This window comes from Campylobacter sp. TTU-622, from assembly GCF_016598965.1.
GTDB lineage: Bacteria > Campylobacterota > Campylobacteria > Campylobacterales > Campylobacteraceae > Campylobacter_D.
The window spans coordinates 1-14,092 of the sequence record NZ_JAENKR010000034.1; the positions used below are offsets into that span (position 1 = coordinate 1).

At 25.3% G+C, this 14,092-nt stretch carries 15 protein-coding genes and 1 pseudogene; 11 read left to right on the plus strand and 5 right to left on the minus strand.

The annotated features are described in order from the left end of the window. Both JG677_RS08815 and JG677_RS04605 read right to left on the minus strand, forming a co-directional pair. A partial coding sequence (locus JG677_RS08815; RefSeq protein WP_234284640.1) for a hypothetical protein occupies window positions 1-892 on the minus strand: 892 nt, incomplete at its 3' end. Further along, the gene (locus JG677_RS04605; RefSeq protein ID WP_200285409.1) at window positions 855-1,376 is read right to left on the minus strand and encodes an SGNH/GDSL hydrolase family protein; all 522 of its coding nucleotides are present in this window, start codon (window positions 1,374-1,376) and stop codon (window positions 855-857) included. The genes JG677_RS08815 and JG677_RS04605, both read right to left, overlap by 38 nt. Window positions 1,377-1,458: 82 nt before the next feature. Here JG677_RS04605 and rimO point away from each other — a divergent pair, with 82 nt between their 5' ends. Together rimO and tilS are read left to right on the plus strand one after the other, a co-directional pair. Beyond that, window positions 1,459-2,775 carry a 30S ribosomal protein S12 methylthiotransferase RimO gene (rimO, locus tag JG677_RS04610; RefSeq protein ID WP_200285411.1) on the plus strand — a complete coding sequence of 439 codons (1,317 nt, stop codon included), beginning with the start codon at window positions 1,459-1,461 and terminating at the stop codon, window positions 2,773-2,775. Next, entirely contained in the window at window positions 2,765-3,736 is a 972-nt protein-coding gene (gene tilS / locus JG677_RS04615; protein ID WP_200217782.1) for a tRNA lysidine(34) synthetase TilS, read from the plus strand. The genes rimO and tilS overlap by 11 nt, the downstream gene beginning before the upstream one ends. On the opposite strand, the gene JG677_RS04620 is transcribed toward tilS, so the two are convergent. Both JG677_RS04620 and dut read right to left on the minus strand, forming a co-directional pair. After that, entirely contained in the window at window positions 3,713-4,426 is a 714-nt protein-coding gene (locus JG677_RS04620; protein ID WP_200285413.1) for an EI24 domain-containing protein, read from the minus strand. The genes tilS and JG677_RS04620 overlap by 24 nt on opposite strands. Further along, window positions 4,426-5,112 (minus strand): dUTPase, encoded by a 687-nt coding sequence (gene dut, locus JG677_RS04625; RefSeq protein ID WP_200285415.1) that lies wholly within the window; start codon window positions 5,110-5,112, stop codon window positions 4,426-4,428. Before dut ends, JG677_RS04620 begins: the two co-directional genes overlap by 1 nt. A gap of 67 nt (window positions 5,113-5,179) precedes the next feature. Between dut and JG677_RS04630 the strand changes: the two genes are divergently transcribed. Continuing rightward, the gene (locus JG677_RS04630; RefSeq protein ID WP_200285417.1) at window positions 5,180-6,940 is read left to right on the plus strand and encodes a hypothetical protein; all 1,761 of its coding nucleotides are present in this window, start codon (window positions 5,180-5,182) and stop codon (window positions 6,938-6,940) included. 105 nt (window positions 6,941-7,045) lie between these two features. Here JG677_RS04630 and ciaI read toward each other — a convergent pair whose 3' ends face one another. After that, window positions 7,046-7,609 carry an intracellular survival protein CiaI gene (gene ciaI / locus JG677_RS04635; protein WP_200285420.1) on the minus strand — a complete coding sequence of 188 codons (564 nt, stop codon included), beginning with the start codon at window positions 7,607-7,609 and terminating at the stop codon, window positions 7,046-7,048. A 71-nt stretch (window positions 7,610-7,680) separates the two neighbouring features. Here ciaI and JG677_RS04640 point away from each other — a divergent pair, with 71 nt between their 5' ends. The 8 genes and pseudogenes from JG677_RS04640 to JG677_RS08820 all read left to right on the plus strand — a co-directional run. Further along, window positions 7,681-8,088 carry a hypothetical protein gene (locus JG677_RS04640; RefSeq protein WP_200285422.1) on the plus strand — a complete coding sequence of 136 codons (408 nt, stop codon included), beginning with the start codon at window positions 7,681-7,683 and terminating at the stop codon, window positions 8,086-8,088. 51 nt (window positions 8,089-8,139) lie between these two features. Continuing rightward, window positions 8,140-8,922 (plus strand): capsule polysaccharide transporter KpsM, encoded by a 783-nt coding sequence (kpsM, locus tag JG677_RS04645; RefSeq protein WP_200285424.1) that lies wholly within the window; start codon window positions 8,140-8,142, stop codon window positions 8,920-8,922. Next, on the plus strand, window positions 8,919-9,581 hold the full coding sequence (locus JG677_RS04650) for an ABC transporter ATP-binding protein (RefSeq protein WP_200285426.1): 663 nt from the start codon (window positions 8,919-8,921) through the stop codon (window positions 9,579-9,581). The genes kpsM and JG677_RS04650 overlap by 4 nt, the downstream gene beginning before the upstream one ends. Next, window positions 9,581-10,699 (plus strand): capsule biosynthesis protein, encoded by a 1,119-nt coding sequence (locus tag JG677_RS04655; protein WP_200285428.1) that lies wholly within the window; start codon window positions 9,581-9,583, stop codon window positions 10,697-10,699. The genes JG677_RS04650 and JG677_RS04655 overlap by 1 nt, the downstream gene beginning before the upstream one ends. A gap of 1 nt (window position 10,700) precedes the next feature. Further along, a complete protein-coding gene (locus JG677_RS04660) occupies window positions 10,701-12,356 on the plus strand; it encodes a polysaccharide biosynthesis/export family protein (protein WP_200285430.1) in 1,656 nt (551 codons plus the stop codon). An 8-nt stretch (window positions 12,357-12,364) separates the two neighbouring features. Then, window positions 12,365-13,315, plus strand: coding sequence for a KpsF/GutQ family sugar-phosphate isomerase (locus JG677_RS04665; protein ID WP_200285432.1), 951 nt, complete (start codon window positions 12,365-12,367; stop codon window positions 13,313-13,315). Further along, on the plus strand, window positions 13,315-13,704 hold the full coding sequence (locus JG677_RS04670) for an adenylyltransferase/cytidyltransferase family protein (protein ID WP_200285434.1): 390 nt from the start codon (window positions 13,315-13,317) through the stop codon (window positions 13,702-13,704). The genes JG677_RS04665 and JG677_RS04670 overlap by 1 nt, the downstream gene beginning before the upstream one ends. Window positions 13,705-13,793: 89 nt before the next feature. Beyond that, a pseudogene (locus tag JG677_RS08820) lies at window positions 13,794-14,092 on the plus strand (hypothetical protein); the annotation flags it as partial.

A 14,092-nucleotide genomic window follows, 5' to 3' on the forward strand; every position in this document is an offset into this window, starting at 1 on the left:
CTATTAAAGCTTGCCCTAATTTATAAGATAAATGATTATGAATTCTTGCTTTAGCTGAATTTGGATTTATCATAGTTAGTTTAGGTATTATAGTATTTAATTTTATACCCATTTGTTTAGCCAACTTCTTATTTTGTAATTTTTTAAAGATTAAATCTTGTTCTAGATTGGCTAATTCTAAGTTTTGTTTTTTAATAGGTAAAGAATTAAGCTCGTTTTGTAAAATTATTTTTTCTTGATTTAAAGTAGAGATAGTGTTATCTTTTTCTTTGATTTGATTTTGTAAAGGAGCTAGTTTAATTGGATCCATTATAGTGCAATATTCATCAATAATTTCTTTGTAGAATTCTATAGGTGGGATTAAATGATTAAAATCATATTCTTTATCTATTATTATTTTTTCATTAGATAAGGCTTCAAAATTTATCTTTTCGGTATGGTAGTTGCCTTCAGAAGAAGCTAAGAAAAAAGAGATGAGATTAAATTTATTTATTTTCTTGTTAGAAATTTCAGTATCATACTGAATTTTAAATTGCCTATCATAAATATCAAAAAAGTATGAAAAATTATATTCTAAACTTCGATTAAACTTTAAATCATTTGAATTTTTTATTTGAATTTTACAAATACCTGAGTCATTCCAACAATGTACTCCTAATAAATTAAAATCAAAAGCATCTTTGTTAAAGTTAATTTTTTCACTATCACCTAAGCAATAAACTTTTTCATTGCACAACCAACTTTTTTTAAGTTTAAAATTAGCTAAATTTAAATTTATTGCTTTTTCAATCGGATAAAAATAAAATATTGGATTATCGTTTATAATGTTTATTTTTTTTGGAAAAGAAAAATTTTCAATATTGTTTGCTATATTTCTTCCAAGCTCTCTCATAAATAAAATCAAAATCATGAGCTTCATCTCTTTGTATTAACTTATACAAAGATTTTAAATGTTTTTCATTCATATCAATTATATTGAACCCATATCTAGCTGCTAATTTTTTATGAAGCGTATTTATGTATTTTACACAGTTTTCATTCAGCCATTTTTGAGGTGTTGGAGCAATAAAACAAATTATTTTTTTCTTTAAAAAATATAATTCTTTATAAAGCCAATTAATTACTTGATAACTTTTTGGAAATAAATCAAGAGAATTATATTGTGCAATATCGTGTGTATTTGATCCTGTAATAATTAAATCTGCATTTTTCAAAAGTTTTTTATTTCTGACTAATTCATATAGATTTTGCAAACTTGGAGTTCCTCCTAAAGATAAGTTAAAACAATTACATCCAGTATCTAAAATTCCTTGAGTTATTCCATTTTTGAATGCAAAATGGCTTTCGCCAAGCAAAACAATATTTTTGTTAATCATAAAAATTTCCTTATCAATCTTTTGATACAATTTTAAAAATTGATTTTATCAAAAAAAAAAAAAATAAATAAAAGTGAGAAAAATGCCAAAACTTTATCTTTTATCTCTAGGTTGTAATAAAAATTTAGTTGATAGTGAAATTATGCTAGGTCGTTTAAGCGAGTATGAAATTTGTGATGAGCCAAATAAAGCAGATGTAATAATTGTCAATACTTGTGGTTTTATTGAAAGCGCTAAAAAAGAAAGTATAGAAGCTATTTTAAATTTACACGAACAAAGAAAAGAAAATTCACTCTTAGTAGTTACAGGTTGCTTGATGCAACGTTACCGTCAAGAGCTTATGAAAGAACTTCCAGAAGTTGATCTTTTTACTGGGGTATCAGACTATGAAAGAATTGATGAAATGATACTTAAAAAAACAAATTTATTTTCAAGTTCAACTTATTTACAAAATGAAAACACAAAAAGAATTATAACAGGCTCAAATTTTCATACTTTTATAAAAATTGCTGAAGGATGCAATCAAAATTGCTCTTTTTGTGCTATCCCAACTTTTAAGGGCAAGTTAAAATCACGTGAAATTTCAAGCATAGTAAATGAAGTTAAAGATCTAGTAAAAAATGGTTATAAAGATTTTTCTTTTATTGCTCAGGATACAAGCTCATATTTATATGATAAAGGGCAAAAAGATGGACTTATTCAATTGATTGATGAGATAGAAAAGATAGAAGGTGTGAAAGCAGCTAGAATTTTATATCTTTATCCTACAAGTGTTAGCAAAACTTTAATACAACGCATTATTGACTCTAAGATTTTTGTGAATTATTTTGATATGCCATTACAACATATTAGCGATAATATGCTTAAAATTATGAAAAGAGGAATGAATTCTGAAAAACTTAAAGAAATATTAAATTTAATGAGAAATGCTAAAGATAGCTTTTTAAGGACAGGTTTTATTGTGGGACATCCTGGTGAAAGCGATGAAGATTTTAATGAACTTTGTGAATTTGTAAAAGATTTTGGTTTTGATAGAATAAGTGTTTTTGCTTATTCTAAAGAAGAAGATACTGCAGCTTTTAATATGAAACAAATTTCTTTTAAAACTATAAATTCAAGACTTAAAAAAATAGAAAAAATTGTAGATAAAGTGATAAATGAGAGTTTTAAAAAAGAAGTAGGCAAGAGACGTTTAGTAGTTTGTACAGGAGAAAGTAGCGAAGGTGAATTTTTTATTGCTGGAAAAGATTTAATATGGGATAGAGAAATTGATGGAGAAATTCTTATCAATGAAAGTGAATGTGGAAATTTAGAAATGGGACAAATTTATGAGTGTGAAATTTTACAAAGTGTTGATAAAAAACTTATTGCAAAAGCCTTAAGAAAATATGCAAATTAAAAAAGAAATTTTAGAATTTTTAAGGAAAGGTAAAAATTTATTAGCTTTTTCTTATGGAAGTGATTCTACGGCACTTTTTTATTTTTTAATACAAGAAAAAATTGAATTTGATCTTGCTATGATCAATTATAAAACAAGAAAAAATAGCGATTTAGAAGAAGATGAAGCTAAAAAACTTGCTTTTAAATTTAATAAACAAATTTTTACCATTTCAGCCCCTTGTTTTAAAAATAATTTTGAAAAAAATGCAAGAGCTTTTCGTTATGATTTCTTTGAAAAAATTTGTTTTAAATATCATTACAATAATCTTATTTTAGCTCATCATTTAAATGATCAATTAGAATGGTTTTTAATGCAACTTTCGCGTGGGGCAGGAGTGGTAGAGCTTTTAGGGATGAGTGAATTTGAAAAATGTAAAAATTATAATCTTATACGTCCTTTGCTTTTTATTTCTAAGAATAAAATTTTAAATTTTTTAAATAAAGAAAATATAAAATATTTTAATGATGAGAGTAATGAAAATGAAAAATATTTTAGAAATTATATTAGAAAGCATTTTTCAAATAATTTTGCAAAAGAATTTGAAAAAGGCTTAGAAAAAAGTTTTCGATATCTTCAAAAAGATAAAGAAAAACTTTTTGATATAAAAAAAATTAAAGAATTTAAAGATCTTTTAATTTGTCCAAAAGATGAAGGCTATATTGCAAAGACTGTAAAAATTCAAGGTATTGTTTTAAGTGCGGCTCAAAGAAAAGAAGCTTTAAAGAATGATTGTGTTTTAAGTGGAAAAATAGCTATAGTTTATAAAAATGAAAAAGCTATTGTATTTAAATATGAGGTTTGTGAAAAATTGCCTAAAAAATTTAAAGAAGAATGTAGAATTTTAAAAATTCCAAGACTTTTAAGAGCTTATTTATATAATCATCATATAAGCCCTTCAGATTTTATTTTGCAAGTTTAAAATTCTTTGATAGCTTAGATGAGTAAGAAAAATTATAAAGAAAACTTGTAAAAATATACCCAGAAGCGGTAAAGTTGAAAGCAAATAAAAACAAAGTGTGCTGAATTTAAACTCTAAAGGAGAGAATTTATTTTGAAAAAGATTAAAATTTTCCCTGTCCAAAACAGAGCTTATAACATCTAGCATTAAAAGCTTATGAAAGAGATAATAAAATACAAGATAATAAATAAAAAGATTTATAAAAGGTAAAAATAAAAAAAGAGTACATAGCACAAAAAATGCTATAAATTTTAGAAATATTTTTAAAAATTCAAAAATGATTTTTATAAAAGGAATTTCATTTTTTATTTCATAGTGATAATGTTTCGAGTTGATTTCTTTAACAATAAAAGGCGTTAAAAAAGATGTGATAAAAAGTGCCAAAAAAACAGAAGCAAAAATAATAACAAGACTAGAAAATAAAATACTTATAATTGCTATAATAATCTGCATAAAATGAAAAGCATAAAGCCATGCCCAAAAAGAATTTTCATCTATGCTAAATAAGGTATTAAAATAATTAAATAAGAATGAAAATCCAAAAATAACTAAAATACTTACAAATAAAAAACTAAAAAGAAGCGGAATAAAAGCGTATTTTAAAAATTTAATACTTAAAAAATCTTTTAAGGCAAGTTTAAAAATGAGCATTATTTGACTTTTTTATAGTATTGTTCAAGACTTTGGTAGATTTCTTTATAATCAAAATTATTCTCTAAAATTTCATTTAAAATTTCATTATCTTCTTTACCATTCCAATTTTTTTTATAATTTCCTTCTTTATAGCCGTGTTCTTGTCTAAAGATATTTAAAATGTTTTTGCCTATATAAGTTTTATAAAGACTTTCTAAATTTAAACCACACTTAATGGCTAAAGCAAAATAATTTGATAAAAGAGTATATAAACGTAGATTAAAACCACTGCACTCATGAATCAGCAATTCAATGTCATTTAAAATATTATAAGTATCACTTTCATTAGGTTTCATCTTTTCTTTAGAAAAGTCTTGAAAAATACTTATAGAGCTAATTTCTATAGCAATGCTATTATAATTTTTATCGTTTTTATATTTTTCAAGCAAAAGACTAAGAATAAAATGCCAAATATCTACTAACTCAATGCGAACATTATCCCAGTCAGTTGATGAGCTAATATTTTTCCAATGTTTCCAAGCAAAAGAATCTATAAGTTCTGCGCATTCCATATAAATACAACGCCTCCAGCTTATAAGCTTGCCTTCTTTTGTATAACCGTTTTCCCATCCAATACCATTTGTCTCATCATTTAATTTTTGCTGAAGTTCTAACATATTTTTTAGTATTTCTATTGTTTGCATAGTTTTCTTTCTTAAATTTTTATATAATTATACTAAAAAATATATTTTAAATTTTTGAAAGTAAATAATGCAAAAAGAGTTAATTTTAGCTTCAAGGGATGATGGATTAGGAGAAAGATTAAGAGCTATTTTAAATGCAATTTATCTTTCTAAATATTTTAATTTTAATTTTGGTTTTGTGTGGTATCCTTTAAATGCCAGTGAAACTGAAGTAGCTAAAAATAAACTAGCGCCAGTTATTGTTCCTAGTGTGGATGAAATTTTTTCTAAAGAATTTATACAAAAATATTCTTATAATGGTATTTTTGAAACTCGTATGGATGAATTTGGCAAACTCAAAAGAAAAAGTATAAATTTTTTAAAAGATGCAAAAGTTTTAAATTTTCCCATTCATATGACACAAAAGCGTTTAGATACAATTTTTGATGATTTAGATACTAAAGAATATAAAGCAAGTTTAATTAAAATCTGGCAAGAGCTCGATTTTACTCCTAAAATAAAAGAAATTTTAAAAGAAGCTGAAGAAAAAATTATTAATTTAAAGAAAAATATTGATAATAAGCAGCTTTGTTCTTTGCATATAAGAGCAGGAGATGCTATTTTTTTAAATAAATTTCAAAAACAAATTATAAGACCTAATATTTTTGCAAGAGCTCTTAACTTTACACTTGCTATAGAAATCATTAATAAAGAATTAAAAAACAATAACGCCATTATAGTTTTGAGTGATGATTTATCTTTATTGGAGTGTTTTAAAAATGAACTTCCAAATTTATTAAATCTTAATGAAATACAAAAAAATAAATTATTTTTTTCTATAGATTTATATAATAAGAAAGATCATGTTTATAAGGCTTTATATGAAAATGCTTTAATGTCTTGGTCTGATAAGATTTATTATACTAAAACATCAGGTTATGCAAATTTAGCTGTTTTAACTGGTAAATATAAAGAAGATATTGGAATTTATGAGTATTTTAGCAATGAAGAGCAATATAAAATTATTCAAAAATATTTAGAACAAATCAATGTCCATCCCTTTCATAAATCTTTTGTTTGTTTTCATGGTTTTAGACTTGCTAGAATTTTAAAAAAACCTTTAGAAGAGATAAAATCTTGGCTTAAAAAAGCCCATTTTTATAATCCAAATAACGACACCTTTCATCTTTTATGGATAGAAATTCTATTTAAAGAAAAGCAAATTAAAGAAGCAAATGAGTATATTGAAAATTTACTTACACAAAGAAAAAATGCATTTTTAGAGACTTTATTTTGTGGCAATACAAGATATTATTGTGATTTTATATTTGATTATTTTTTTAAGTATGCCAAAAAAGGTTTTGAAAATATTGATTACATTGCAAGTTCAATTGCTTTAAATTTAGGATGCAACGAACTTTTTGAATTTTATTTTAAAGAAATTAAAGATAAATTTCAAACTCCTTTTAATTTTGAAAAAAAATTAGGTGCTGAGTTTTTAATGAAAAATCATTTAAGTTATAAATTGGGTGAAACTATGGTAAAAAATTCTTTTACTTTGAAAACTTTACTTAAAAATCCTTTAGATTTATTAATGATTTATTTACAATTTAAAAAAGATAAATTTAAACACGATAAGTCTTTATCTTCTTATAAAGATTATGAAAAAGCTTTAAAATTTGTAAAAGATCATCTTTATTATAAAATAGGTTATGTTTTAATCAAGGCTCAAAAAACTTGGTATAAAGGTGGATATTTTATTTTTATAAAAGAGCTTAAAAAAATTGCGAAAGAATATAAATATAAAAAAGAGGAGCGAAAGAATTTAAAGAAAATTTATAATATTTAATTTATCGTTAATTAAATTTAGAAATTTTTGCAAATTTTAGATATAGGATTAAAAAATATTTAATATTTTAAACTATAAAACTCTTACCTTAAGGCAAGAGTAATTTTAAGCATAAATATTAAGATTATTTTCTGCATTATTTTCATTTTCTTTAGCTATTTCTTGTTGTTTTTCAAGTTGCTTTTTCATTTGTTCTAAAACTTCATCTAATAATTTTTTACTATCTTCAAGCATAGAAGTGTTGGTATCTATATTCGAAGTTTGGTTTTTGGTGAGTAAATTTTGCAATTTATTGGTAAAATTATTCATAATAGCATTTTGGTGATTTTCATCATTTGGAGTTGGTAAGACATTTGCCATTTGCATTGCGCTAGTAATGAGTTCTTTAGGATTTAGTTCTCCTACTTTACTCTTACTTAAAAAATCTTGTATCATTGGTTCAACTTCTTTCATAGCATCTTTAATTTCATTTAAATCATTTTGAGTGAGTTTTGATCCTTCAAAACTAAAACTAAAACCATATTGATGCTTTAAATTTAAACTTTTACCTTCTTCGTTATTGTTATAATTTAAACTTTGATTATCATACATAGAAAAAGCAAGATGTTTACCACTTTTTGTCGTATAATCCATAGAGAAATTTTGACTTTGACTTGCACTAAGTTCCATTTGAACTCCTTTATTAATGGTCTATTAATATTAGATCGGATTTTTTTAAATTTATTGTAGTATAATTTCTTATGGATAAAAGAATTATAAATTTTTTACAAAATAATGAAATTTTAAGTTTTGCAATGCAAGATCGCAATGAGGTTTATATTGCTAATGCTTTTTATATTTTTGATATTTTACATTTTTCTTTTATTATTGCTTCTGATAAAAATACTAAGCATGTAAAACTTTCTATTATTAATCCTTGTATAGCAGTCAATGTTTATCAAGGTAAAAAAATTGCTTTATTAAAAGGGATTCAAATAAAAGCTAAATTTATGGATGCTACCAAGGAGCAAGAAAAGCTTTATTATCACAAATTTCCTTTTGTAAAATTTCAAAAAGATATAAAAATTTATGCTTTATGTATTTTATGGGCTAAATTTACAGATAATACTTTAATGTTAAATCAAAAAATTGAATTCCAAAGAAATTGATTAACAAAAAATATATTATAATTTTTAAAATTTACAAAAGAGAAGAAATAAATGTTGAATGTTATTTATGCTCTTTTTTTTAGAGAGTTAAAAACAAGATTTGGTGCAAATAGACATTTGGGATATATTTGGGTTGTAGGTGAGCCTATGTCTGTTATTTTGATTGTTACAATAATTGGAACTATTATTAGAGAATACCATCATCAAGTAATGCCAGAAGGAATTTCTATTTTTATGTTTTTAATTTCTGGTATTATGCCATTTTTTATGTTTAGAAGTATAGCTAATCAACTTATGAATGGCGTGGGGGCAAATTTAGCTTTATTTGCTTATAAGCCTGTAAAACCAATCCATGTATTTATTGCTAGAACTTTGCTTGAATTTTGTATTTATTTTGTAATTTTTATTGTTGTATTATTTTTTGCTGGTTGGTTTTTTCATTTAAATGTTTTACCGAGACATTTATTAGATATTATATTTTGTATTTTTTTATTGATGTGTTCAGGCTTTGCATTAGGAATTTGTTTCGCAATTATTCATCATTTTTTTGAACCTTTAAGAACTTTACTTGCTTATTTTAGTATCGTTTTTTATTGGACTTCGGGTATTATTCTTCCTACTTGGCTTATGCCTAAACCTTTACTTGAAATATTTTATTATAATCCTTTGCTTCATATTATGGAACTTTTAAGATATAATTTTTTTGATAATTATCCTTTATATGAAGATTGTAATTATGCATATCCTGTTTTTTGCATAGCTATCGTACTTTTTATAGGTCTATTTTTTTATTATTACAATAGGCAAGCTTTAGTAGCAGTTAAAAGACAATGATAAAACTCATAAATTTAACCAAATCTTATCCTCTGTTTAATGGTCAAAGACATTATATTTTTAGAGATTTTACTTTTGAATTTCCTGAAAATTGTAGTATTGGTTTAATGGGTTATAACGGTGCTGGTAAATCTACTCTTATGAGACTTTTAAGTGGTTCTGAACTTCCAGATAGTGGAAAAATAATAACCAATAAAAAATTATCTTGGCCTTTAGGTTTAAATGGTGCTTTTCAAAGTTCTTTAACTGCTAGAGATAATGTCAAATTTGTAGCAAGAGTTTATGGTTATAAGGGTGAAAAACTTAAAGAAAAAATTAAATTTGTAGAAGAATTTGCAGAACTTGGAAAATTCTTTAATGAACCTATGAGAACTTATTCTTCTGGCATGCAAGCTAGAATTGCTTTTGGCCTTAGTATGGCATTTGACTTTGATTATTATTTAATTGATGAAGCTGGGGCAGTTGGAGATCCTAAATTTAGAGAAAAAAGTATAAAACTTTATAGAGAAAAATTAAGCCAATCTAAAGTTATTATGGTTTCTCATAATATTGCTGAAATTAAAGAATGGTGTGATAAAATTATTTTTATGGAAAATGGAAAAATTACAGTTTATGATGATATTGATGAGGGTATAGCTGTTTATCAAGGGAAGATTTAATGAAAGAAAAGAAAAATTTGTTTGAAAAAATTAAAGATTTAAGTATATTTGATTCTTTTAAAATCGTTTGGTTTTTAATGGTTTTTGTTATAATTTATTATATCTTAATAGCAGCTAATCGTTATGTAACAACTATGAGTTTTGATGTAAGATCAACAAGTAGTGGAAGTATTCAAACAAGTGGAATTTTATCTTTACTTTCTAGTGCTTCTGTATCAAATGAAGATATTAAATATCTAAAAGGTTATATTTATTCTTCTGATATGCTTAATTTATTAGAGCAAAAGATTAAAATAAAAGAACTTTATGCAGATCAAAATATAGATTTGTTTTATAAATTATGGAAATCAACTTCCAATGAAGCTTTTTTAAGATATTATCAAAAACGTGTAAAAATTTATACAGATGATAAAACAGGTCTTTTAAATATTGAAGTAGAAGGTTTTACTCCACAATCTTCTTATTTGATTGCAAAAAAAATTATGGAAGAGAGTGAAAAATTTGTTAATGAAGTTTCTCATAGAGCTGCAAGAGAACAAATGATATTTGCAGAAAATGAAGTAATCAAATTTAAAGAAAGGCTTCAAAAGGCTCAAAATGATTTGATTTCTTTTCAAAATCAATATGGAGTTTTTGATCCTTTAAAACAAGCTGAAAGCAAAGCAAGTTTAATTGCACAAATTGAAGCAAATTTAGCGCAAAAAGAAGCTAAGCTTTTAACTTTGCAAAGTTATATGAATGATAGTGCTCCAGAAATTGTTACTTTAAAAGCTGAAATTGCAGCAATCAAAAAACAACTTAATAAGGAACAAGCTAAAATTTCATCTAATACTTCGAGTAAAAAATTAAATGACTTAGCAGCGAAATTTCAAGATTTAACCATAGAAGTAGGTTTTGCAGAAGAGGCTTATAAAGCAGCCTTAAAAGCTTATGAGAGTGCTAGGATAGAAGCTTTAAGAAAAATAAAACAATTAGTTGTAATACAAAATCCAAGCGAACCTCAAAGTGCTAAATATCCAGAAAGAATTTATGATATTGTTACAGCATTTATAGTTTTATCCTTGGCATATGGAATAATTAAATTTATTAAAATGATTATAGAGGAGCATAAATATTAAGATGAAAAAAATACTTATATTACTTATTTCGTTTATTTTTTCTTTTGCAGCGGTAGATATATCCCAAATTGTTGCAAGTGAAAACAATACTCCAATTTTTGAACAAAATGCATCTTTAGCATATTCTCAAAATATAGAAAATAACTCAAGTATCTTAGAACGCAAAATGCTTCCTCTTGTATTTGGAGCACAGCTTTTTAATGGAAATTTTAAGAATTTTACCCAAAGAGTTTATAATCCTGATTATAAAATTGCAGTTGGAGATCAAATAAGTTTAAAAATTTGGGGTGCTGTCGAATTTGCTCAAATTTTGATAGTAGATTCTCAAGGTAATATTTTTATTCCAAAAGTAGGAGCAATTAATTTATTAGGGGTAAAAAATAGTGCTTTAGTTTCTGTAATTAAATCTAAAGTAAATCATATTTATAAAAGTAATGTTTTTGTATATGCAGATATGAATGCTTATCAAAATGTTTCTGTTTTTGTTACAGGAAGTGTTAATGCTCCAGGTCTTTATCAAGGTTTAAGTTCTGATTCTATTATTCAGTATTTAGATAAAGCACAAGGTATAAATTTAGAATATGGAAGTTTTAGGAATATACAAATTTTAAGAAATAATGAAGTAATTAAAAATGTAGATTTATATGATTTTTTATTAAAGGGTAAAATGGAGCTTTTCCCTTTTAGAAGTGGTGATGTTATTTTAGTTGGAAATGTTCAAAAATATGCTTTTGTAAGTGGAGATGTTCAAAAACCTTTTCGTTTTGAACTTGGAGATGATATTAAAACCTTAAGTGATTTAGCTAAAATTGCTGGAGCTAAACCTATAGTGACTAATGCTATTGTAAAAACTTATGCAGAAGATCATAAACTCGATGTGTATTCTTATAATAAAATGCAATTTTCAAAGGTTCTTTTAAGAACAGGGGATGAAGTTGAATTTCAACCAGAATATGTTTCACAAAATATTAGTATATCTATAAGAGGTGAGCATGATGGTTTAGGTACTTTAGTTGTAAGAAGAGGAACCACACTAAAAGATATTTCAAGACTAATAAAAGCAAATAATCAATCAGATATGAATTCTTTGCAAATATTTAGAAAAAGTGTTGCTAGAACACAAAAAGAACTTATTAAAGCCCAACTTAAAGAACTTGAAACTTTAGCTTTAACTAGCACTTCAGTAACTCCGCAAGGCGCAGCCATACGTGCGCAACAATCAAGAACTATTTTAGAATTTATACAAAGAGCAAAACAAGTAGAGCCTAGAGGACAAATTGTCGTTGATGATGTAAAAGCTTATGATACTATCACTTTAGAAGATGGAGATATTGTAAATGTTCCAAGTAAAAATAATCTTATTATAGTTCAAGGAGAAGTATCTTTACCAGGAGCATTTGTTTATACCAAAAAAGAAGATTTAAAATTTTATATCAATCAAGCAGGTGGATTTAGCGATAGAGCAGATACTTCTAAAGTTTTAGTTATAAGAATTAATGGTAAGGCTGAAAAATATCATAGTGGAATGAAAATTGAAGCAGGAGATTCTGTTTTGGTATTACCTAAAATAGAAAGTGAAAATTTACAAATCTTTAGCATGCTTACTCAAATTCTTTATCAAATTGCTATTGCAACTAATGTTGTATTAAAAATATAGGATAAAAAATGTTAAATAGTATTGAAATTGCTAAAGAAGTTTTTAGAATAGAAGCAGAATCTATCAATCATTTATCTAAAAATTTAGACGATAATTTCACTAAAGCAATTGAGCTTATGTTAAATACTAAAGGTCGTTGTGTTGTTAGTGGAATGGGTAAATCAGGTCATATAGGAGCAAAAATAGCTGCAACTTTTGCAAGTACTGGAACACCTAGTTTTTTTATCCATCCTGGAGAAGCTTTACATGGTGATTTAGGAATGCTTACTTGTGATGATATTTTGATTGCTATCTCAAATTCTGGAGAAACTGAAGAGCTTTTAAAAATTATTCCTGTGATAAAAAGAAGAAAAATTCCTCTTATAGTAATGAGTGGGAATTTAAAATCAACTTTAGCTAAACAAGGAGATATTTGTTTAAATATTTCTATTACTAAAGAAGCTTGCCCATTAAATCTTGCCCCTATGTCTTCAACAACTGCAACTTTAGTTATGGGAGATGCTTTAGCAGCAGCTTTAATGAAAGCTAGAAATTTTAAACCAGATGATTTTGCTCTTTTTCATCCAGGTGGAAGTCTGGGGCGTAAGCTTTTAACAAAAGTTAAGGATCTTATGATTTCAGATAATCTTCCTATAGTTCATCCTGAAACTGAATTTAATGATCTTGTTAATGTAATGACTTCTGGAAAATTAGGTCTTTGTATAGTATTAGAAAATGAAAAACTTGTTGGTATTATTACTGATGGAGATTTGCGTCGTGCTTTAAAAGCTAATGATAAGCCAAGATTTGATTTTAAAGCTAGAGAAATTATGAGTACAAATCCTAAACTAGTAGATGCAGATGCTATGGCAAGTGAGGCAGAAGAGATTATGCTAAAATATAAAATTAAAGAAATTATAGTTGGCAAAGAAGAAAAGGTTGTAGGAATTATTCAGCTTTATGCTATAGGGAGAGTGTAATGAAAAATGTAATAACTTTTGGCACCTTTGATCTATTTCATTATGGTCATTTAAGAATTTTGCAAAGAGCCGCATCTTTAGGTGAAAAATTAATTGTTGGTGTATCGTCAGATTTTTTAAATTTTTCTAAAAAACACCGTTATCCTATTTATAGTGAAAAAGAGAGATTAAATATAGTATCTTCATTAAAATGTGTATCTTATGTATTTTTAGAAGAATCATTAGAATTAAAAAGAGATTATCTTTTAAAATATCAAGCAAATATTTTAGTTATGGGAGATGATTGGAAAGGAAAATTTGATTGTTTTGCTGATATTTGCGATGTAGTTTATTTTGAAAGAACTCCTAGTATTTCAACAACAGAAATTATTGAGAGAATTAAAATATGAATTTAAAAGGCATTTTTCTTAAAAGTTTTCGTGAAAGTAAAAAAAAATCTTTGCATATGATCTTATTGCATATGATCTTAATATGCTTAATGCAGAAAAAAAATAGACATTTTACTTTTTTAAAGTTATGTAATTATTTGTCAAAAATAAATATTAAAACAGTATTTTATTATAAAGCGGAATTTTATTTTTTTTATGCTAAATATAAAAAAGCTTTGAGTAATATTGATTTCTTTTTAGAAAAGTATCCTTTAAGCATAGATGCTAAATTACTTAAAATACAATTATTATATTTACTAGGTGATAAAAATAAGGCTTGGTACGAGCTAAAAGGAATTCAGCAAGAGTCTAATCGTTTAAAGATATGGATGTTAATGAGTAAACTAGT